The sequence below is a fragment of the Bradyrhizobium ingae genome, from assembly GCF_055791185.1.
The window spans coordinates 111,713-131,891 of record NZ_JBVUBB010000020.1; the positions used below are offsets into that span (position 1 = coordinate 111,713).

A 20,179-nucleotide genomic window follows, 5' to 3' on the forward strand; every position below is an offset into this window, starting at 1 on the left:
CAGCTCTCGCAGCGTTCGATCAGATGCGGCGTGTCGTCTCTGGATCGAACAGCACCGCCTTGTCGAGGTTGAACGCGAAAGTGTGCGGTTGCCCGCGCCGAATGTCAGTATCCGCTCGCATGCGAGCGGTCATCTCCTTGCCCGCGACCCGGATGACGACGTAAGTATCCGATCCGGCAGGCTCGATGATCTCCACATTGGCATCGAACCGGACAACCGATCTGGCGTTGCGGTCCATGCTTTCGTCATCGTTCACGGCCTCGGGACGAATGCCGAAGATCACCTTGGCATCGTCCTTTAGCCCGGCAGCATCGGCACTCGCCGGCACGGGCAGCATGATCGATGACCCGTCCTTGCGTGCGAGTGCGATCCGCTGCTGGCCGTCCGCCTGCGTGATGGTACCCTCCAGCAAGTTCATCGCCGGCGATCCCATGAAGTCCGCGACGAACATGTTGGCGGGACGATTATAGATCTCGCTCGGGCTTCCCACCTGCTGCAGTTCGCCATTTTTCAGTACTGCGATCTTCGTCGCCAGCGTCATGGCCTCGATCTGATCGTGCGTGACATAAACGATCGTCGTGCCGGTCGTCTGGTGCAGGCGCTTGATCTCGACCCGCATGTCGACGCGCAATTTGGCATCGAGGTTCGACAGCGGCTCGTCGAACAGAAAGACACTGGGCCGCCTGACAAGCGCCCGTCCCATGGCAACGCGCTGCCTCTGCCCACCGGAAAGCTGGCTCGGCCGGCGCGACAGGAGATGTTCGATCTGGAGGGTCTTGGCGACTCCGGCCACCGCCTTGTCGCGCTCCGCTCTCGGCACACCGCGCATCTCCATGCCAAACCCGATGTTTTCGGCGACCGACATGTTCGGATAGAGCGCGTAGGACTGGAACACCATTGCGATGTCCCGCTTCGACGGGTGCAGATCATTGACGACAGCGCCGCCGATGCGGATCTCACCCGAAGAGATGCCCTCCAGGCCCGCAATGGTGTTGAGCAGGGTCGACTTGCCGCAGCCGGACGGACCAACCAGCACCAGAAAGCCGCCCTTCTCGAGCGTGATATCGATCCCCTTCAGAACCTCGATCGTGCCGAAGCGTTTGCGAAGCGAGCTGATCTCGAGCGTGGCCATCTCTTCATCCCTTTACGGCGCCAGCCATCAGGCCGCGGACAAAATATCGACCGGCAATGACATAGACGAGCAGCGTCGGCGCGGCGGCGATGATCGCGGCCGCCATGTTGACGTTGTACTCGACCACGCCCGTCGAGGTGTTGACGAGATTGTTGAGCGCGACCGTCATCGGCGCCGTATCGCCGGCCGCGAAGGTCGAGCCGAACAGGAAATCGTTCCAGATATTGGTGAACTGGTAGATCACGGTGACGATGATGATCGGCGTGGAGTTCGGCAGCAGGATCCGGCGGAAGATCTGGAAGAAGCTCGCACCGTCGATCATGGCGGCCTTGACGAGTTCGGACGGAAACGCCGCATAATAGTTGCGGAAGAACAGGGTCGTGAATCCCAGACCATAGATGACGTGCACGATCACCAGATTGACCGTCGCGTTGCCGAGACCGAACGACCAGCCGGTCAGATCAGCGAGATCGACCCCGATGCGGCCGAGCATACCGAGGATCACGGCCATCGGAATGATGACTGACTGGAACGGGATGAAGCAGGCGAACAGCATCATCCCGAACACAAGCTTGTGGCCGGGAAAGCTCCACTTGGTCAGGACGTAACCGTTCAATGCGCCGAGCAAGGTCGAGATCAGGACCGCCGGCACGACCATCTTCACAGAATTGAAGAAATAGCCACTGATCCCGCGCGTCTCGGATACCCCGATGCGTGCCTCGCCCCATGCCACGGACCAGGGCGCGAACGTCAGGTGCCGCGGGAGAGCGAACATGTTGCCGCCCGTGACCTCGTCCAGCGGCTTGAGCGACGTCATCACCATGACGACGAGCGGCACGAGATAGACGAGCGCAAAGAGAAACAGCAGCCCATAGATGACGATCCGCGTCGTCCGAGAATGGCCCGGACCACGGCGCGACGGCGCTGACGTGACCAGATCGGCGGCGCTCATCGGTTCTGCTCCCTGGTTTCGGAGTAGATGTAGGGAACCATGATCGCGGCGATCGTCATCAGCATGATCACAGCGCTGGCCGATCCGATCGCCATCTGGTTGCGCGTAAACGTATAGGAATACATGAAGGTTGACGGCAGCTCCGCGGCGCCGCCGGGGTTCTTGCCGGTCACCGAGAGCACGAGGTCGTAGGATTTGATCGCCATATGGGCCAGCACGATCAGGGCCGAGAAGAAGACCGGGCGGATGATCGGGATGACGATGCGGCGATAGGCCTGGTAGGTCGAGGCACCGTCGATCTGCGCCGCCTTGAGGATTTCGCCATCGACACCACGAAGCCCGGCGAGAAACATCGCCATGACGAAACCAGAGCTCTGCCAGATGCCGGCAATCGCGACGCAATAGATCATCATCTTAGGATCGACCACCCAGTCGAAATGGAAGCTGGTCCATCCCCAATCGTGCAAGGCGTTCTCAAGCCCGATGCGCGGATCCAGGAACAGCTTCCAGGCCGTGCCGGTGACGATGAACGAGAGCGCCAAAGGATAGAGATAGATCGGCCGCAGGATACCTTCGCCGCGAATCTTCTGATCAAGCAGGATCGCCAGCAGCAAACCGAGGAACAGGCAGAAGAAGATATAGAGGCCGCCGAACAGACCCATGTTGACGAGGGCGGTGTACCAGTTCGACGGCGGATCGGTCTCGAAGGTCCAGTTCCACAGCCTCACATAGTTGGTAAAGCCGATGAGGTTTGTGGTCGGAAACGCCTTCGAGCTCGTGAACGACAGAAACAGGGTCCAGAGATTGAAGCCGTAGACGAAGACCAGCACGAGCAGGAATGACGGCGCCAGCACAAGCCTTGGCAGCCAGTCCTGAAGCCTTCCACGCAGAGATGGTCCGAGCCGACGCTTTGTCGTCTCGGTTGCCGCCTCGCGTTCGGTCATTGCGGTCATGATGATCCTCCGAAAGCCACGCCTCGCCGCGACGAGCCGAAGGCGGCGACGCAGGCAGGGCGACGACCTCGAGTTCGGCGCCCTCTCCCGTTTGAAGATCAACGCAAACGGGAGAGGAGCCGCTTGGCCATTACTTGGCGGCGTTGATCGCTTTCACGAGTTCGGTCACGGCGACGTCCGACGTCTTGATCCCGCCGTGCATGAACTTCGTCACGACATCGTAGTACGCCGTGGCGATGGCCGGCGGCTGCGCGTAGTTCTGGGCCAGCGAGCCGAAGAACGTACCATTTGCGTTGGCCGCCTTGACGTCCGCGATGCCCTTCTTTCCGCAGATGTCGAAGGCCGCATCCGAAACGTCCAGTCTCGCCGGCACCGAGCCCTTGATGACGTTGAACGCCGACTGGACTTCGGGGCTTATCGTCACCTCCGCGAGCGCAAGCTGCGCCGCCTGGCGATCCGCCGGGACCTTGAAGAAGGCGAACATGTCGGAGTTATAGAACACCGACCCGTCCGTCCCCGGGAAGCGATAGCAGAGGAAATCCTTGCCGGCTTCCTTGTGGGCTGCAGCGAACTCGCCCTTGGCCCAGTCGCCCATCACCTGCACGAGCGCGTCGCCCTTGATCACCATCGCAGTGGCCAGGTTCCAATCGCGACCAGTGTAGTTCGGGTCGACATAATCGCGCAGCTTGGCGAGGTTGTCGAACGCCTTCTTCATCGTGTCCGACTTGAGCGCGCCCTCGTCGAGGTCCACGAACGCCTTCTTGTAGAAGTCGGTGCCGCCGGTCGAGGCGACGATCGAGTCGAACATCGTCGCTTCCTGCCAGGGTTGGCCGCCGAGCGCGAGCGGGACGACGCCGGCCTTTTTCGCCTTGTCGAGCAGCGCGACGAATTCATCGAAGCTCTTCGGCTCAGTGCCGCCAATCTTCTCCATGACGGCCTTGTTCAGCCAGATCCAGTTGACGGAGTGGATGTTGACCGGAACGGCGCCCCATTTGCCGTTGCTCTTGGCGAACTTCTGCAGCGCCGCCGGAATGAGCTTGTCCCAGCCTTCCTTATCGGCAAGCTTGGAGATATCGGCGAGCGAACCTTGCTCGGCGTATTCGAGCGCGTAGTAGCCGAGGATCTGCGATGCCGTCGGCGGATTGCCCGCGGCGACATTGGCTTTCAGCGTGGTCATTGCCGCGCCACCGCCGCCACCGGCGACCGGCACGTCCTTCCAGGCGTATCCCTGTTTGGCGACGGCCTGCTTGATGACGTCGAGCGCGGCCGCTTCGCCACCTGACGTCCACCAATGCAGCATCTGCACTTCCTTGACGTCCGCCGCGTGCGCCAGCGTCCCATAGCTGATGGTGACGGCAGTCAAAGCCGTCGAGATCAGAAATGCGCGGAACTTCATACGCGTGTCCCTTCCCTTTTTTTGGTCGTTTCCTGCCGGAAGCGGTCCGGCACCGTTTCGAGAGGCCTGTTCGAGAGGCTCTTGAATCTCTTTATTGTTCTATTGTCGTCGTCCGCGGTTGCCGCCGAACCCGCTCGAAGCGGCTCGCTTTCAAAGCTCCTTTCCTAGTGTCCAACAAAATGGGGCGTGCGCTTGCCCTTGAAGGCAGCAACGCCCTCGGCGAGATCATTTGTGGTGGCGGTGAGCGCGCCGGCAAGCCCTTCGATGGGAGCATCCCTGTCCTCCCCTTCGGCCGCATTGATCATGGCCTTGACGATCTGCACGGCGAGCGGCCCGCGCGCGGCAACGTCGGAGGCCAGACTTTCGGCGCGCATCAGCGCTTGGCCGCCATCGGTCACCTCGTCCACCAGACCGAGCTTGCAGCCTTCCTCGGCCGTGAAAAGACATCCCGTGAGCGCCATACGGCGCACCACCGAGGCGCCAAAGCGGCGAACCAGGCGCTGCGTTCCAGACCAGCCGGGCGCCATGCCCAATCCCGTCTCCGGAAGTCCGAGCTTGATGCCGCGTTCGGCGATGCGCAGGTCGGCCACCGCGGCAAGCTCCAGTCCGCCGCCGAAGGCGTGGCCGGTAAGCGCGGCAATGAGCGGCACCCGCAAGCGCGCCAGCGCCTCGAAGGCGCGATGGCCCGCGCGCGTCCAATCGCGCCACATGTCGAGCGCGGGCAAATCGCCCCAGGCCGCAATGTCGCCGCCGGCGCAAAATGCCTTGCCTTCGCCGAACAGGATCGCCGCGCGAGTCTCGCGCGAGGCCTCGATGGCCCGCGCCGCCTCGCCAAGCGCCTCGACCATGTCGCGATCAAGCGCATTGAGTTTGTCGGGGCGCTTGAGGCCGAGCCGGGCAATCGATCCGTGGAAGGTCAATTCGACAAATGGGCTCAAGCTGCCCTCCGCAATTCGAGGCCAATCGGTTCGGGACGGAACAGCACGGCCGGCATCAACTTGAGATTGCCCGCCACTCGCAATGGGAATTCCGATTGTGCAAGCACGTCACGCTGCAAGTCAACACCGGGCGCAATCTCGACGACGGTGATACCCTCGAGCTCGAGCCTCAGGACGCAGCGTTCGGTGACGTAGACGATCTCCTGCCCCTGCGCGACGGCCCGCCTGCCCGAGAAGGACACCTGCTCAACCTCGTTGACGAGCTTCCTGACCTTCCCTTCCCTGGCAATCCGCAACGAGCCGTCGGCGAGTTCGAGGCCCGCGCCCGCGGTGAAGTAACCCGAGAACACGATGCGCTTGGCCCGCGCCGTGATATCGACAAAGCCGCCGGCCCCGGCCGTCACATGGGGACGGAGGCCGAGCTTCGAAACGTTGACCGAGCCCGAGCGGTCGATCTGCAGAAACGAGAGCAGCGACATGTCGAAGCCGCCGCCCTGGAAATAGGTGAATTGATGCGGCGACTGGACGATGGCCTCGGCATTGGACGCGCAGCCAAACTGGAAATCGAGCAGCGGAACGCCGCCGATGGCGCCCTGCTCGATCACCCAGGTGACCGCACCGTGCCGGCCTTCCTCGATCAGAATACGCGGGACGTTGGCCGAAATGCCGAACCCGATGTTGACGGCGTCGCCATCACGAAGCTCCATCGCAACGCGCCGCGCGATGGCCTTGCCGACATCGAATTTCGGCGTCTCGAACGAGGCGATTGGCCGAAAGATCTCGCCGGAAATCGCGGGCTCATAGGGCGTGTTCGTGGTCTGCAGCTGGTCCGGCGCCACGACGATCACGTCGACGAGCACGCCGGGCACGACGACGTCGTGGGGCCGCAAGGTGCCGGCAGCCGCAAGGCGCTTGACCTGCGCGATCACGAGGCCGCCATTGTTTCGCACGCTCAGCGCCTGATCGAGCGGCCCGAGAATGCCTCCCTCGTGCTCATAGGAGAGGTTGCCGCGCTCGTCCGCGGTGGTGGCGCGAATGATCGCGACCTGCGGGACGATGCTGGGGAAGAACAACCAGTCCTCGTCGGCGAAGTTCACGCGACTGACGATCGGTTCGGCGGCGGCCTTGGCGTTCATCGCGCAGCCTTCGCGCATCGGATCGACGAAGGTGTCCATGCCGACCTTGGTGAGCACACCCGGGCGCTTCGCAGCGGCTTCGCGATGCATGTCGAACAGAATTCCCGACGGCACGTTGTAGGCGGGAATGGTGTCCCCCGAGATCATCTCCCAGATCGCAGGGGGGGCAGCCGAGGACGGACCGGACGGATAAGAGCCGGCCAGGACCTTCGTGAGGCATCCCGGCTTTGCGATGTGATCGATGCCTTTGACGCCCCACATGTCGCCGGCAGCGATCGGATGCAGCGTCGTGAGGTTGCGCGGATGGCCCTCGGCATCAAATCTTGCGCCGATGGCGGCGAGCACCGCATCCGGACAGCCCAGCCCGGACGACGAGGAGACCGTCACGACGGCGCCGTCGGGTATCAGATGGGCCGCATCCGAAGCGCTCAAGACCTTCGTTCGTGCCATATCCGCCTCAGGTCGTCAGATCGATGGAAGTCTCGTGTCCTGTTCGCGCGGCCTCGCGCGCCGACAACGCAACGCTCAAGGACTTGATTCCATCCTCGCCCGTAGCCGACGGCGCCCCGCGGCCCGCAACCGCATCGCCGAACAGGCGCACCGCCCGCAGATAGAGATTCTCGTGCGCGATCGAGAGCCGTCTCTCGCCGTCCCTGGTCCGCAGCAAGACTTCGCCCTTTAGCTGTTGGGTCATGCAGTCGGTTCCGATCAGTGCCCCCTCTTCGCCATGGACCTCGAAGCCCGTCACCGCGTACCTGGTCGTGAAGGCGTCGTGGAACTGGGCAAGCAGGCCGCTTTCGAAGCGGACCACGCCCATGATACCGTCTTCGAGACCCGCCTGGCCCATGCCACCGCGCGAGGTCATCGCGCTTACGGCGACGGGTTCCTCGTCGAGCACGAAACGCATGGTGTCGGCGTCATGAACGGTGATATCGAGCACCACACCGCCCCCCGCCTCCGGCCGCTCGATCCGCCAGCCCTGCAGATGCGGCGGAAGGTAGACCGCGTGAAACACGCGGGCGAACAGCGGCTTGCCGATATGGCCCGCCTTGATCGCAGCATGAATTGCGCGATGGGTGGCGGCGTTGCGCAAATGATGGTTCGTCCCCATCTGCACGCCTGCCGCCCGGCAGGCCGCGACCATTCGCCTGGCGTCCGCCAAGTTCAGCGCAAGCGGCTTTTCGCAGAGCACGTGCTTGCCGGCCGCCGCTGCGGCCAGCGTTTGCGAACAATGATGCTCGTTCGTTGTCGAGATGTAGACCGCATCGATACTGCTTGCGAGCAGCGCCTCGAGGTCCGTCGTTGCCGTCGTGATCCCGTTCTCGCCGGCAAATCGCTGCGCTCTCTCCGGATCGCCGCTCATCACGGCCACCACCTCGCCGCCCGCCTCTCGGATGGCCCCGATCATCCACTCGCGCGCGATCGTGCTTGCACCGATCAATCCCCAACGCAGGCCACTCACGATGCGATCCTCCGCTTGAATGCCGCTCCACAACTCTCCCGAACGACCAACCGGGCTTCGCCCACGTAACTCTCGAGACGACGCTCGCCCTCGTTGATCTGCCTCAGAAGCATCTGCGCGGCGCGTTCTCCGAGACTGCCGGCATCGACCGACACGGTAGTCAGAGCGGGAGAGACATGACGCGCCTCGGCGGTATCGTCGAAACCGACGACGGCAACATCGCGCCCGACGGTCAGCCCCTGCCGCGCGATCGCCAACATCGCGCCGATGGCCACGACGTCGTTGAAGCAAACCACCGCCGTCGGTCGCCTCTCCGCCGACAGCAGGCGCTTCATGGCTTCGAAGCCGCCATCCTTCGTCGGCATGCTCTCGATGATCCGCGCGGGCTCGACGTCAAGTCGCGCCTGCTCCATAGCCCGCTCAAACCCGGAGACACGGTCCTGGAAGACGACCATCCGGCCGACACCGCCGACGAAAGCGATGTCGCGATGGCCGAGCTCGATGAGATGCTCGGTCGCCCGCTTTGCGCCAGCCAGATTGTCGGAAACCACCAGCGAGGCCCGGGTCCCGATGATCCGCCGGATCGCGAGCACGATGGGCAGACGTGCCTCGAGCCGCGAGATCTCCGCCACGTCGGTGTCGAGTGCCGGACAAAGGATCAGGCCGGCGGCGCCATGCTCCCGCATCGAGCGCACCACCTCGGCCTGCCGAACGACGCTCTCGGCCGTATTGGCGATGAACGGAACAAACCCGGAGTTTTGCAGGGCTCGCTCGATGCCAATGGCAAGCTCGGCAAAAAACGGGTTCGACAGATCATTGATGACCATTCCGACGATGTCGGCCCTCGCGCGGCGCAAGCTTGCAGCACCGCGATTGTAGACGTAGCCGAGAGCATCCATCGCCCCCGCCACGCGCTGGCGCGTTTCCTCTCTGACGAGAGGACTCCGCTTGAGCACAAGCGACACGGTCGATTTCGACACGCCCGCCGACTTGGCAATGTCGAGGATCGTCACCGCACGAGATTTGTGCCCCGCACGCGCCATGCTCTTCGCGAACCTCCCTATTTTGGAACGTTCCAATACTCCCATTCCTCTTGGTACGCAAGACCTCAAAATTGCTGCAAATGCGCAAAATTGGCCTCGAACATCTGGCCCTTCATATTATAGAACGTTCCAAACCCGACGATGCCCGTTCGCTTGGGCTCGAGCGCATGGAGGGACACCGATATGGGCGATCAGCAACGACCCAGCGCTTTGGTGACGGGAGCGGGGCGCGGCATTGGCCGCGCTATCGCGCTCGCACTATCGAGAGCCGGCTTCTCGATCATCGTGAATGATCTTCCAGGCTCGGAAGAACTCGACGAGACGCTGGCAGCCATCCGCGAAACAGGCGGAGACGCAAAAGCCATCAGCCTGGATATTTCGCAGGTCGAACAGCACGATCGATTCGTGGACGCGGCCTGGAATGCCTTTGGCGGCATCGACTGCCTCGTCAACAATGCCGGTGTATCCGTGAGCGTCCGCGACGATCTCCTGAAGATGACGCCGGAGAGCTATGACCGCGTTATGAGTATCAACCTGCGCGGCCCCTTCTTTCTGACCCAGGAGGTGGCGCGTCGGATGATCGGCGCGAGATCGCACCACTTTCGCAGCATCATCACGATTTCGTCGATCAATGCTGAATTCGCCTCGACTGACCGCGGCGAGTACTGCGTCTCCAAGACGGGCTTGTCCATGATGGCCCGGCTTTTCGCGATCCGGCTTGCCGATCACGGCATCGGGTCCTACGAGATTCGGCCCGGGATCATCCGAACGCAAATGACTGCCGTAGCCCGGGACAAGTATGACCGGCTCATTGGCGAGGGTCTCACGCCCATCAAGCGCTGGGGTGAGCCCGAGGATATCGGAAAAGCCGTCGCCACCTTGGCGACGGGCCAGCTCGGCTATTCGACAGGAGATGTCATCCATGTCGATGGCGGTCTGGCGCTGCGGAAGCTGTGACGGCGGAAGCGAGCCCCTCGCCTACACGATTCCCGCCGACGTCCCGGCGATGGCGGGACGCTCCTTCGCCTTTTGCGCGCGATAACCTGATGCGCGATAGGCCATGATCGGCGCGATCGCACCGCCGGCGCGCAGGCGGGCAATCGCGAGCAGCGGCGAGACGTCGGTCGTGAAGGCGCGCTTCAATTCGAGATGCGCACCGAGAGCATCATTCGCTTCTTGCGCTGCTTCGAGCGCCGCGCGATCGACGATCAGTGCCTGCGCATAAGCGCGCTGCAGCTCGATTGCCGACTGCATCAGGCTCTCGATCGGATCGGTCACGTTATGCGACTGGTCGATCATATAGGCGGGCGCGAACCCATCCGCCTTGCGGCGCTCGGCGTCGATCAGCTCGTTGAAGACGAGAAACAGCCGGAACGGCTCGACCGAGCCGCTGTCGAGATCGTCGTCACCATATTTTGAATCGTTGAAATGAAAGCCTGCGAGCTTGTTGAAGCGAACAAGCCGGGCAACGATCTGCTCGATATTCACGTTCGGCGCATGATGGCCGAGATCGACGAGGCAATACGCCTTGGGCCCGAGCTCCTGCGCAACGGCAAAACTCGACCCCCAATCCGAGATCACGGTCGAGTAGAACGCTGGCTCGTAGAGCTTGTGCTCGAGGAACACCCGCCAGTCGGCGGGGAGTGCCGCGACAATCTCGCGCATCGCGACGATATAGCGGTCGAGCGCTCTGGTCAGATTCGATTGACCGGCAAAGTTCGAGCCGTCGGCGATCCAAACGGTCAGCGCCTTCGACCCGAGCTTGCGGCCGATCTCGATGCATTCGATGTTGTGCGCGACGGCCTGCGCGCGCACGCGCGCATCGGTATGCGACAGCGAGCCGAACTTGTACGAAAGCTCCTGCCCCGGCTGATCCTGAAACGTGTTGGAATTGACCGCGTCGAAGGCAAGGCCGTGCGTCGAGGCCTGTTCGCGCAAGGCGGCATAGTCGTCGACCCTGTCCCAGGGAATATGCGGCGAAATGGTCGGAGTCGCTCGCGCCAATCGCTGGATCACGGCACAATCGTCGATCTTCTCGAAGACGTTGCGCGGCTCACCCGGTCCTGGGAAGCGGGCAAATCGCGTGCCGCCTGTGCCGACGCCCCAGGTCGGTATGGCGACGCCGAAGGCCATGACCTTCTGCACCAGCGCTTCCGCATCGATCCCGTGCCGCGCGAGCGCGCGCTTCAGGGCCTCATAGTCTTCGGTGGTCGCGTCTTCGAGCCGCGCGTTCTGGTCGGCGATGAGATCGGCGCTGATCGAGAACGGGGCGCTCATCTTGTGAAGGCCTGGGCGTTGCCGGCATCGACATTGAGGATGTTGCCGGTCGATTTGGCCGAAAGGTCGGACGCGAAGAAGTAGACACCTTCGGCGATATCCTCGGGGAAAACCGACAGTTTGAGCATCGAGCGCTGGCGGTAGACCTCTTCGAGCTGGTCTTCGGTGACCTTGTTGGACGCCGCACGCTGCTGACGCCACTCGCCTTCCCAGATCTTCGAGCCGCGCAGCACCGCATCCGGATTGACCGTGTTGACGCGGATGCCATGCGCCGCGCCTTCCAGCGCCAGGCAGCGGGCGAGATGGATCTCCGATGCCTTGGCGGCGCAATAGGCCGATGCGCCAGCCGAAGCGGCGAGACCATTCTTCGAGGCGACGAAGACGATGGCGCCGCCGATGTTCTGGCGCTGCATCAGACGGAACGCCTCGCGCGAGACGAGGAAATAGCCAGTGGCGAGAATGTCCATGTTCTTCTGCCACAGTCCCAAACTCGTGTCCTCGACAGGCGAGGCCGAGGCGATCCCGGCATTCGAGACGACGATATCGACACCGCCAAAGGCACGCGTGGTTTCCTCGAACGAGGCGACCACCGCCGCCTCGTCGGTCACATCAAGCTTCACACCGATCGCCGCGTCGCGACCCTGGCGTTGCGTGATCGCCGCAACGCGCTCGCCCAGCGCCTTCTCGTCGATATCGGCAATGACGAGGCAAGCACCCTCGCCGAGCAGCCGCTGTGCGGTCGCCCCGCCAATGCCGCCGGCGCCGCCGGTCACATAGGCGATCCGCCCGGCGAGCGATTTCGGCTTGGGCATGCGCTGGAGTTTGGCCTCTTCCAGCAGCCAGTATTCGATGTTGAACGCCTCCTGCTCGGCAAGGCCCACATAGGCGCTGACGCCAGAGGCGCCGCGCATGACGTTGATCGCGTTGACGTAAAACTCGGAGGCGATACGCGCCGTCGCCTTGTCCCTGGCAAAGGTGAACATGCCGATTCCGGGAACGAGATACACGATCGCGTTGGGATCGCGCATGGCCGGCGAGTCCGGATGCTTGCAGCGCTCGTAGTAGCCGGCGTAGTCGCGCCGGTAAGCGGCGAGAACGTCGTCGAGGCCGGCGATCACCTCGTCGAGATTGTCGCGCGCGGGATCGTAGGGCAGCAGCAATGGCCGGATCTTGGTGCGAAGAAAGTGATCCGGACAGGAGGTGCCGAGCGGCGCCAGCTTCGTCAGCGCGCTCGAATTGACGAACTCCAGCACTTCCGGGGCATCGGTGAAATGGCCGATCTTGCGCTCGTCGGTGGAGATCTTGCCGCGGATGAGCGGCATCAGCCTCGCCGCGATCGCGTGACGTCTTTCCGGCGAGGCAGTTTGGACCTTGACGCCGCCGAAAGCGGGCTTCCGCTCATGCGCCGCGAGCCAATCGGCAGCCTGCTGAATCACGCGCAACGTCATTTCGTAGCAGGCTTTGGACGTCTCGGCCCAGGTGAAGAGCCCGTGCCCCCCGAGAACCACGCCGACATAGTCGGGATGGCGCGCGGCCATCTCGCCGAGCTTCAGGCCAAGATCGAACCCGGGACGCTGCCATGGCAGAAAGCCGAGCTTGCCGCCGAAAACCTCGCGGGTCAGACGCTCGGCATCGACCGAGGCGGCGATGGCGATGACAGCATCGGCATGAACGTGATCGACATGCCGGTGCGGCACGAAGGCATGCAACGGCGTATCGATCGAGGTCGCGCGCGGATTGAGATCGAAGGTACAGTGATTGAACAAGGCGACCATCTCGTCCTCATGGGCGAGGCCGCGATAGAGGCCTTTCAGGCTCTCCAGCTTGTCGAGATACAGCGTCGAAAAGCCATCACGCTTCATCGAGCCGAGATCTCCGCCCGAACCTTTGACCCAGAGCACGCGTGTGTTTGCCCGCGTCAGCGGATCCTTCATCTCGATCTTGGCCGAGGTATTACCGCCGCCGAAATTGGTGATGCGCAGATCGGCCCCGAGCAGATTCGAGCGGTACAGCAACTGACCCGCTTCATCGAGCCCGGCGGCGATCGCGTCGTCCCATAGATTTGGCAGGGGCGTGGCCGCGACCTCGCTCATGGGGCGTTCTCCCTGTGCTTTATCTTCAGGCAGCTTATGTCAGGCCTTCGATCACGGTCAATCATCCACGCTCATCATCGCGACGCAATATGATTGATGCGGCGCGATATTGAGCGAATTTGACGGTTTAGAGTTGACCACTGGTCGAGAGCGTGACCTATTTGCAGGCAAAAGGGAGGACGACGTGCACGAGCGGGAACGCTGGCAGGTCATCAAAGCGCTCTTGCGCGAGCGATCGCTGGTGCGCATCGCCGACGCTTGCCGTGCGACCGGCGTCTCCGAGGCCTCGATACGGCGCGATTTCGCAAGGCTCGCCGAGCAAGGCGTCGCGATAAGGGTGCACGGCGGGCTCGAAGCCCTGCCGAACGTGGCCAACGCACCGGGCGACGTCCTCTCCCTTGCCACCCGCTCCTTCGATGTCAGCCAGACGCTCAATATCGACGCCAAGCGCGCCATTGCGAAAGCGGCGGTCGCGCTATGCGCGGATGGCGAAACGATCATCATCAACGGCGGCACGACGACGTACCAGATGGGCGAGTATCTGCGCGAGCGCCGCCTGAAGGTGTTGACCAATTCCTATCTGCTCGCCGACACGCTGATCCACACGTCGAAATGCCGCGTCGCCTTGCCGGGCGGCGAGGTCTATCGTGAGCAGGGCATGATCGTATCGCCCTTTGAAGAGGATGCGATCCAGCACTATTCGGCGACGCGGATGTTCATGAGTGCGATCTCGATCGGAGCACTTGGCGTGATCGAGGGCGATCCCCTGCTCGCCCGCGCCGAATCGAAACTGCTGAAGCGTGCCGACAAGCTGATCGTGCTCGCCGATTCCTCGAAATTCGTCTCGCGCGGCAGCCTCGTCGTCTGCCCCCTCTCGCGCATCGATACGTTGATCACCGATTCCGATGCGCCGAGCGACGCACTCGACATGCTCCGCGCGCACGGCATCCGCGTTGTTGTCGTCGATGCAGGCGCTCAAACCCATGCGGCGGCGTGACCATGACAACGGATGCGCACAGTGAAACTTCCGCGGCGCCGCTTCTATCGGTGCGCGTGATCGAGAAGTCCTTTCCGGGCGTTCGGGCGCTGTCCGGCGTCTCGTTCGACGCTGCCAAAGGCGAAGTCCACGCCCTGCTCGGCGAGAACGGCGCCGGCAAGTCGACGCTGATCAAGATCGTTTCGGGCGTGTTCCCGCCCGATCGCGGCCAAGTTCTCGTGGACGGCAAGCCGGTCGACCTCGCGCGGCCGGACGATGCAAGGCGCGCCGGAATCGCCACGATCTATCAGGAGCTGCTGCTGTTTCCGGAGCTCACCGTTGCCGAGAACATCTTCATGGGGCATGCGCCACGCGCGGGCCTGCGCCGGATCGACTGGCGGGCGATGCGGGAGAAGACGAACGCGCTGCTCGCCTCGCTCGAGATTCATGACCTGCGGGCCGACCGCATCGTCGGCTCGCTCAGCGTCGGCAATCGCCAGCGCGTCGAAATCCTGCGCGCGCTGTCGCAGGATGCGCGCATCCTGATCATGGACGAGCCGACCGCCGCCCTGACCGAGTACGACGTCACGCGGCTCTTCGACATCGTGCGCAAGCTGAAAGCGCGCGGGGTCGCCGTGATCTACATCAGCCATCGGCTCGATGAGATTTTCGCCATCGCCGATCGCGTCACCGTGCTGCGCGATGGCGCCCATGTCGCGACCAAGCGCGTCGCCGACACGGACGCTGCCGAACTGGTGCAATTGATGGTCGGCCGCAGGATCGAAAGCCTGTTCCCGAAGATCACGGTTCCGATCGGCAAGCCGGTGCTCGAGGTGAAGGATCTCGAACGACGGCCGCTGACGAGGCGAGTTTCGCTCACGGTGCGCGCCGGCGAGATCGTCGGCCTTGCCGGCCTCGTCGGCTCGGGTCGCAGCGAGCTGGCGCAAACCATTTTCGGCGTCACGCCAGCCGAAGACGGCGAAATCCGGATCGCCGGACAGACGGTCGACATCCGCTCGCCCGCCCAGGCACGGTCCTTGGGCGTCGCCTACGTTCCCGAGGATCGCGGCACGCAGGGCTTGGTGCGGCCGATGACCGTGCGCGAGAACTTCAGCCTCGCCGCGCTCGGCAAAGTCGCATTCGGCGGCTTCATCGATCGCGGCGCCGAGCGCAAGCTGGCCGGCGACGGCATCAAGCGCTTTGCCGTCAAGACGAGTTCGCCCGAGCAGATCGCAGGCAAGCTGTCCGGCGGCAACCAGCAGAAGATCGTGCTCGGCAAATGGCTCGCCAACGGGCCGAAGCTGTTGATCCTCGACGAGCCGACGCGTGGCATCGATGTAGGCGCCAAGGCAGAGATCCATCGGCTTATGGGCGAACTTGCGGCCCAGGGGCTCGCCATCCTGATGATCTCGAGCGAGCTGCCGGAGGTGCTCGGCATGAGCGACCGCGTCCTCGTAATGCGCGAAGGCCGTATCGTAGCCGAATTCTCGCGCGAAGAAGCAACCCAGGAGTCGATCGGCGCAGCGATGATGGGCAGTCATGACAACGCGGAGAAAGCGGCATGACGGCGGTGACCTTAACCGGCGCCGAGGCTGATCCGCGGCGGCGGCTGAAGGTGCTTGCCTCGCAGGAAGCTCTGCTCGCAATTGCGGTGATCGGCCTCGCCATCGCCGTCGGCCTTTACAATCCGCGCTTCCTGGCGGCACGCAATCTTTCCGACGTGCTGCTCGGCAATGCCTATATCGCAGTCGCCGCAGTCGGCATGTCGATGGTGATCGTTTCCGGCAACATCGATATTTCCGTCGGCGCGCTGATCGGCGTCCTGGCGACGATCAGCGGCACTCTGGCCGTGAACGGTGCGCCGATCGTGGTCGCCTGGCTGGCAGCGCTCGTTGCCGGCATCCTCGTGATGGCCTTGCAGGGCGTCATCATCGCCTATCTGCGCATTCCGGCGATCGTGGTGACGCTCGGCATGCTGTCGATCCTCAAAGGCGGCCTGATCAGCGTCACCGGCGGCAAATGGATCACCGACCTGCCCGACAGTTTCCACCTCGCCGATATCGAAATCTTCGGTGTGCTGCCGTTTCCCGTCTTTCTCATGATCCTGGTGACGATCCTGGCAGCATTGTGGATGCGCTATTCGGCCTCGGGCCGCGCCATCTACGCCGTCGGCGGCAACGCCGAAGCGGCACGGCTTTGCGGCATTTCGCAGCCGCGCACGATCGTCATGGTCTTCGCGCTGCATGGCTTCTTTGCCGGGGCAGCCGCCCTGCTCTATGCGACGCAGCTACGCGTCATCCAGTCGACCGTGCCGCCCAATCTCGAGCTGACGATCATCACCGCGTCGGTCGTCGGAGGCGTCAGCATCCTCGGCGGCGTCGGCACGGTGGTCGGATCGACGCTTGCCGCCGTACTGATCGCCGAGATCGCCAGCGCGCTGGTCTTCATTGATATCTCGCCTTACTGGATCCGTGCGGTCCAGGGCGTGCTCATCCTCGTGACCGTGATCGCCGATATTCTGCGGCGACGACGCATGGCCGGAGCATGAGCGCCATGAGCGAAATCCCCCTTCCCCAGACCGCCAAGCGCGTCGTGCCCTGGTGGCTGCTGCGCCACGAGACGATGCTCGCGGTGATCCTGCTGATTGCGTTGATCGTGCTCGGCAGCTTGAACAATCGCTTCCTGACGCTCGACAATCTGCTCAATCAGGGCAGGCTGACAACCGAGGTCGGGCTGATTGCGCTGCCGATGACCTTCATCATCATCACCGGCGGCATCGATCTCTCGGTCGGCTCGATCGTCGGGCTCTGCGCGATCCTGCTCGGCTATTCCTGGAAGACTTTTGGCTTCCCCTTGCCGCTGGCGATCTGCTTCTCGCTGCTCGTCGGTGCCGCGGCGGGCTTTCTCAACGGGATCGTCATCACGCGGGTGAAAGTGCCGCCGCTGATCATGACGATCGCGACGCTCGCCCTCTACCGCGGGCTTGCCGAGGGCATCAGCCAGGCGCGTTCGGTCCGTGGCTACCCGGAATGGTTCTACTTCATCGGGCAGGAAAACCTCTTCGGCGTGCCGGCGCAGCTCTGGCTCTTGCTGATCGCGATCGTGGTCTCGGCGATCGTTCTTGATCGCACCACCTTCGGCCGGACGCTCTATGCGATCGGCAACAACGAGACCGCCGCGCGCTTTTCCGGTTTGCCGGTCGATCGCGTCAAGCTGATCATCTACACTTTATCGGGCTTCATGGCCGGCCTTTCGGGTTGTGTCCTCGTCTCGCGCGTAACCACGACCCGCTCGGACATGGGGATCGGCTATGAGCTCGACGTGATCGCGGCGGTGGTACTCGGCGGCACCAGCATCTTCGGAGGCGTCGGCACGATCTGGGGCACGGTGGTTGGACTCGCAATGATCCAGCTCCTGAAGAACGGCTTGGCCCTGACCGGCGTCAAGGGTGACGCGACGATCGTGGTCATCGGCACGGTGCTCATCCTTTCAACTCTTGTGGCGAGTTCGCTCCAGCGACGACGTGAGGGCATTTGATGGAGTGTCTGGCCGCAAAAAAAGCGGCTTCAACATGGGAGGAAAACAAAATGAAGCTCGGATTAGCTGCTGCATTCCTCGGCGCGACGCTGCTGGCCGGAACGGCCACGGCGGCGGACAAGAGATGGGACGGTGCGGACGACCTGCCGGTCAATCCGCTTGCCTGTTCGGCCGGCGAGGCCAACGCCGCCCCCGCGGCCAAGCCTTATGATGGTGGCCGGCCCACCAATGCGGCCGACAAGGCCGGCAAACCGATCACGCTGGTCGACGTGCCGAAGCTGATCGGCATCGGTTATTTCAATGCGACGTCGAAAGGCATGCAAGACGCCGCCAAGGCGCTCGGCAACGTCACGGTGAAGACCGATGGCCCGACCGAGGCCAAGATCGACGAACAGATCAAGTTCATCGACAATTACATCACCAGCGGCGTCGACGGCATTCTCTTCGCCGCCAACGATCCGGTGGCGATTGCGCCGGTGCTGAAGAAGGCCCTGTCGAAGGGCATCCATGTCGTCGGCTATGACGCCAACTCGACGCCGGATGCGCGCGAATGGTTCGTCAACCAGGCCGAGTTCAACGGCATCGCCAAGGCGATGATGGACTCGATGGCCAAGGAGGCCGGCGAGGACAAGAGCTTTGCGATCGTCACCTCGACCTTCACGACGCCGAACCAGGCACGCTGGATCGCCGAAATGTGGGCCTATGCGCAGAAGTGCCATCCCAAGCTGAAATGGCTCGAAACGGTCGAGGCGCAGGAGGACAACAACCTGTCCTTCAACCAGGCGACGACGCTGATCAACAAGCATGGCGACAAGCTCGCCGGCCTGTTCGGCATGACCTCGGTCGCGACGCCCGCTTCGGCGGAAGCCGTGACCAAGGCCAAGCTCTGCGGCAAGGTGGCGGTAGTCGGCCTCGCCACACCCAACGCGATGAAGCCGTATGTCAACGCAGACTGCGTCAAGTCGGTCGTGCTGTGGAATCCGGTCGATCTCGGCTATGCCGCGACCTACGTCATGCGCGCGGTTGTCGACGGCACCCTGAAGCCCGGCGCGACCTCGGTGGAAGCGGGCAAGCTCGGCAAGCTGAACGTGGTCAATGGCAGCGAGATCCTGCTTGGCTCGCCCTTCATCTTCACGAAGCAGAACATCAAGGATTTCGATTTCTGATCTGAACTCGTCGCCCGGCCGCGGAATGCGGTCGGGCGACGTGGTTTGGGTCTTCGCGTCCTGGCCGTAACAGACAGGCCGTGACACTCGTGGCGTTGCTTGTTGAGATGTAGCTTGACGATGAGCCAGACGGTCGCAGTCCTTGACATCGGCAAGACCAACGTAAAGCTTGCCTTGTTCGACGACGGCCGACTTCTCTGGGAAAAGTCGGCGCCCAACAGCGTGCTGCCGGGACCTCCCTATCCGCACGAAGATGTCGAGAGCGCATGGAGCTTCTTCCTCGATGCGCTTCGCGAGGCCGCACTTTCGCATCAGATCAGCGCGATCGTTCCGACCGCCCATGGCGCAGCCGGCGCTTTGATCGGCGAGAGCGAGCTCGCCGCTCCGGTCATGGACTACGAATTTACGGGCGTAGAAGTGGTCGAGCCCGACTATGCCAGCCTGCGGCCGCCTTTTTCGGAGAGCCTGTCGCCGAAACTGCCGGCCGGCCTCAATCTCGGACGGCAGCTCGCCCATCAGAAATGGCGCTGTCCGGACCTCTTTGCCAAAGCGAGCTATTTCGTCGGCTATCCGCAATATTGGACCTGGCGCCTGAGCGGCGTCGCGGTATCGGAAGTCACCACGCTCGGCGCCCATACGGATCTCTGGGTGCCGCGGCACGGACAAGTCTCGAGCCTCGTCAAGGCTCTCGGCGTCGACCACTTGCTGCCGCCACTGCGCCGCGCCTTCGATCCGCTCGGTCCGATCAAAGCCGAAATCGCCGCCTCATGCGGACTGGCGCCGGAAACGCCAGTATTTTGCGGTATCCACGATTCCAACGCTTCGCTACTGCCTTATCTCGTCTCGCGTCAGGCGCCGTTCACCGTGTTGTCGACCGGCACCTGGGTGATCCTGATGAGCGTGGGCCTTTCGCTCGATCAACTCGATCCTCGCGACGACACGCTTGCCAACGTCGACGCGCTGGGCCGACCCATCGCTGTCTCTTATACACAGGGGTTTTTGTTTTGGGGGGGGGGGGGGGGGGGGGGGGGGGGGGGGGGGGGGGGGGGGGGGGGGGGGGGGGGGGGGGGGGGGGGGGGGGGGGGGGGGGGGGGGGGGGGGGGGGGGGGGGGGGGGGG

At 63.3% G+C, this 20,179-nt stretch carries 17 protein-coding genes; 7 read left to right on the forward strand and 10 right to left on the reverse strand.

Going from position 1 to position 20,179, the window contains the following annotated elements:
* Positions 1 to 19: 19 nt before the first annotated feature.
* The 8 genes from ACV1FX_RS25860 to ACV1FX_RS25895 form a co-directional block, all read right to left on the reverse strand.
* Complete coding sequence (locus ACV1FX_RS25860) at positions 20 to 1,132, reverse strand: ABC transporter ATP-binding protein (RefSeq protein WP_473120392.1); 1,113 nt, start codon at positions 1,130 to 1,132, stop codon at positions 20 to 22.
* A gap of 4 nt (positions 1,133 to 1,136) precedes the next feature.
* Positions 1,137 to 2,084 carry a carbohydrate ABC transporter permease gene (locus ACV1FX_RS25865; RefSeq protein WP_473120393.1) on the reverse strand — a complete coding sequence of 316 codons (948 nt, stop codon included), beginning with the start codon at positions 2,082 to 2,084 and terminating at the stop codon, positions 1,137 to 1,139.
* Complete coding sequence (locus ACV1FX_RS25870) at positions 2,081 to 3,028, reverse strand: carbohydrate ABC transporter permease (RefSeq protein ID WP_473120412.1); 948 nt, start codon at positions 3,026 to 3,028, stop codon at positions 2,081 to 2,083. The genes ACV1FX_RS25865 and ACV1FX_RS25870 overlap by 4 nt, the downstream gene beginning before the upstream one ends.
* 139 nt (positions 3,029 to 3,167) lie before the next feature.
* Positions 3,168 to 4,433: an ABC transporter substrate-binding protein gene (locus ACV1FX_RS25875; protein WP_473120394.1), complete on the reverse strand. Its 1,266-nt coding sequence runs from the start codon at positions 4,431 to 4,433 to the stop codon at positions 3,168 to 3,170.
* 164 nt (positions 4,434 to 4,597) lie between these two features.
* Entirely contained in the window at positions 4,598 to 5,371 is a 774-nt protein-coding gene (locus tag ACV1FX_RS25880) for an enoyl-CoA hydratase/isomerase family protein (protein WP_473120395.1), read from the reverse strand.
* Positions 5,368 to 6,957, reverse strand: coding sequence for an acyl CoA:acetate/3-ketoacid CoA transferase (locus tag ACV1FX_RS25885; RefSeq protein ID WP_473120396.1), 1,590 nt, complete (start codon positions 6,955 to 6,957; stop codon positions 5,368 to 5,370). Before ACV1FX_RS25885 ends, ACV1FX_RS25880 begins: the two co-directional genes overlap by 4 nt.
* 7 nt (positions 6,958 to 6,964) lie before the next feature.
* Positions 6,965 to 7,960 carry a Gfo/Idh/MocA family protein gene (locus ACV1FX_RS25890; RefSeq protein ID WP_473120413.1) on the reverse strand — a complete coding sequence of 332 codons (996 nt, stop codon included), beginning with the start codon at positions 7,958 to 7,960 and terminating at the stop codon, positions 6,965 to 6,967.
* Between the two features lie 5 nt (positions 7,961 to 7,965).
* Entirely contained in the window at positions 7,966 to 9,012 is a 1,047-nt protein-coding gene (locus tag ACV1FX_RS25895) for a LacI family DNA-binding transcriptional regulator (protein ID WP_473120397.1), read from the reverse strand.
* 183 nt (positions 9,013 to 9,195) lie between these two features.
* Here ACV1FX_RS25895 and ACV1FX_RS25900 point away from each other — a divergent pair, with 183 nt between their 5' ends.
* Entirely contained in the window at positions 9,196 to 9,969 is a 774-nt protein-coding gene (locus ACV1FX_RS25900) for a 3-ketoacyl-ACP reductase (protein ID WP_473120398.1), read from the forward strand.
* A 21-nt stretch (positions 9,970 to 9,990) separates the two neighbouring features.
* Here ACV1FX_RS25900 and rhaI read toward each other — a convergent pair whose 3' ends face one another.
* Together rhaI and ACV1FX_RS25910 are read right to left on the reverse strand one after the other, a co-directional pair.
* Positions 9,991 to 11,289 (reverse strand): L-rhamnose catabolism isomerase, encoded by a 1,299-nt coding sequence (gene rhaI / locus ACV1FX_RS25905; RefSeq protein WP_473120399.1) that lies wholly within the window; start codon positions 11,287 to 11,289, stop codon positions 9,991 to 9,993.
* Positions 11,286 to 13,382 (reverse strand): bifunctional rhamnulose-1-phosphate aldolase/short-chain dehydrogenase, encoded by a 2,097-nt coding sequence (locus ACV1FX_RS25910; RefSeq protein ID WP_473120400.1) that lies wholly within the window; start codon positions 13,380 to 13,382, stop codon positions 11,286 to 11,288. Before ACV1FX_RS25910 ends, rhaI begins: the two co-directional genes overlap by 4 nt.
* Positions 13,383 to 13,566: 184 nt before the next feature.
* On the opposite strand from ACV1FX_RS25910, the gene ACV1FX_RS25915 reads away from it, so the two are divergent.
* From ACV1FX_RS25915 to ACV1FX_RS25940, 6 genes are all read left to right on the forward strand, one after another.
* Positions 13,567 to 14,379 carry a DeoR/GlpR family DNA-binding transcription regulator gene (locus ACV1FX_RS25915; RefSeq protein WP_473120401.1) on the forward strand — a complete coding sequence of 271 codons (813 nt, stop codon included), beginning with the start codon at positions 13,567 to 13,569 and terminating at the stop codon, positions 14,377 to 14,379.
* A 2-nt stretch (positions 14,380 to 14,381) separates the two neighbouring features.
* On the forward strand, positions 14,382 to 15,923 hold the full coding sequence (locus ACV1FX_RS25920) for a sugar ABC transporter ATP-binding protein (protein WP_473120402.1): 1,542 nt from the start codon (positions 14,382 to 14,384) through the stop codon (positions 15,921 to 15,923).
* Positions 15,920 to 16,906 (forward strand): ABC transporter permease, encoded by a 987-nt coding sequence (locus tag ACV1FX_RS25925; RefSeq protein ID WP_473120403.1) that lies wholly within the window; start codon positions 15,920 to 15,922, stop codon positions 16,904 to 16,906. Before ACV1FX_RS25920 ends, ACV1FX_RS25925 begins: the two co-directional genes overlap by 4 nt.
* The gene (locus ACV1FX_RS25930) at positions 16,903 to 17,895 is read left to right on the forward strand and encodes an ABC transporter permease (RefSeq protein ID WP_473120404.1); all 993 of its coding nucleotides are present in this window, start codon (positions 16,903 to 16,905) and stop codon (positions 17,893 to 17,895) included. Before ACV1FX_RS25925 ends, ACV1FX_RS25930 begins: the two co-directional genes overlap by 4 nt.
* Positions 17,896 to 17,945: 50 nt before the next feature.
* Complete coding sequence (locus ACV1FX_RS25935; protein ID WP_473120405.1) at positions 17,946 to 19,061, forward strand: autoinducer 2 ABC transporter substrate-binding protein; 1,116 nt, start codon at positions 17,946 to 17,948, stop codon at positions 19,059 to 19,061.
* Positions 19,062 to 19,181: 120 nt separating this feature from the next.
* Positions 19,182 to 20,179 (forward strand): FGGY family carbohydrate kinase (locus ACV1FX_RS25940; protein WP_473120406.1); only part of this gene is annotated, 998 nt, incomplete at its 3' end.

What these genes read in the sequence shown, in the direction of transcription:
- ACV1FX_RS25895 (WP_473120397.1), bottom strand. Translation starts at nt 9,012, where the DNA reads ATGGCGCGTGCGGGGCACAAATCTCGTGCGGTGACGATCCTCGACATT.
- ACV1FX_RS25910 (WP_473120400.1), bottom strand. Translation starts at nt 13,382, where the DNA reads ATGAGCGAGGTCGCGGCCACGCCCCTGCCAAATCTATGGGACGACGCG.
- ACV1FX_RS25860 (WP_473120392.1), bottom strand. Translation starts at nt 1,132, where the DNA reads ATGGCCACGCTCGAGATCAGCTCGCTTCGCAAACGCTTCGGCACGATC.
- ACV1FX_RS25885 (WP_473120396.1), bottom strand. Translation starts at nt 6,957, where the DNA reads ATGGCACGAACGAAGGTCTTGAGCGCTTCGGATGCGGCCCATCTGATA.
- ACV1FX_RS25865 (WP_473120393.1), bottom strand. Translation starts at nt 2,084, where the DNA reads ATGAGCGCCGCCGATCTGGTCACGTCAGCGCCGTCGCGCCGTGGTCCG.
- ACV1FX_RS25920 (WP_473120402.1), top strand. Translation starts at nt 14,382, where the DNA reads ATGACAACGGATGCGCACAGTGAAACTTCCGCGGCGCCGCTTCTATCG.
- ACV1FX_RS25900 (WP_473120398.1), top strand. Translation starts at nt 9,196, where the DNA reads ATGGGCGATCAGCAACGACCCAGCGCTTTGGTGACGGGAGCGGGGCGC.
- ACV1FX_RS25875 (WP_473120394.1), bottom strand. Translation starts at nt 4,433, where the DNA reads ATGAAGTTCCGCGCATTTCTGATCTCGACGGCTTTGACTGCCGTCACC.
- ACV1FX_RS25935 (WP_473120405.1), top strand. Translation starts at nt 17,946, where the DNA reads ATGAAGCTCGGATTAGCTGCTGCATTCCTCGGCGCGACGCTGCTGGCC.
- ACV1FX_RS25930 (WP_473120404.1), top strand. Translation starts at nt 16,903, where the DNA reads ATGAGCGCCATGAGCGAAATCCCCCTTCCCCAGACCGCCAAGCGCGTC.
- rhaI (WP_473120399.1), bottom strand. Translation starts at nt 11,289, where the DNA reads ATGAGCGCCCCGTTCTCGATCAGCGCCGATCTCATCGCCGACCAGAAC.
- ACV1FX_RS25925 (WP_473120403.1), top strand. Translation starts at nt 15,920, where the DNA reads ATGACGGCGGTGACCTTAACCGGCGCCGAGGCTGATCCGCGGCGGCGG.
- ACV1FX_RS25870 (WP_473120412.1), bottom strand. Translation starts at nt 3,028, where the DNA reads ATGACCGAACGCGAGGCGGCAACCGAGACGACAAAGCGTCGGCTCGGA.